This window comes from Paraburkholderia sp. BR13439, assembly GCF_040948805.1.
In the GTDB taxonomy this organism is placed as follows: domain Bacteria; phylum Pseudomonadota; class Gammaproteobacteria; order Burkholderiales; family Burkholderiaceae; genus Paraburkholderia; species Paraburkholderia youngii.
In genome coordinates this window covers 1-211 of sequence record NZ_JBFPKN010000248.1, presented here as the reverse complement: position 1 = coordinate 211, position 211 = coordinate 1, and the positions used below count along the sequence as shown (strand labels likewise).

Here is a 211-nt window from a genome sequence, read left to right as displayed (position 1 = left end):
GCGGAAGCGGTTGAGCCAGCCGAAGCTGCGCTCAACCACCCAGCGGCGCGGCAACAGCACGAAGCCTTTTTTCGCCTCGGGCAACTTGATGACCTGAAGTTCAATCCCCTCGTCAAGCGCCGCCTGTGCGGGCTCTTCGCCGGTATATCCCTGATCCGCGAACGCCACCTTGACCGTCTGGCCCGTGGCCTGCTGAACCTGACGCGCCAGT

General features: G+C 64.0%; 1 protein-coding gene. It reads right to left on the bottom strand.

Features of this window, described 5'->3' with window-relative positions; all coding sequences use genetic code 11:
• Positions 1 to 211 (bottom strand): transposase (locus AB3X96_RS43060; RefSeq protein ID WP_368594474.1); only part of this gene is annotated, 211 nt, incomplete at both ends.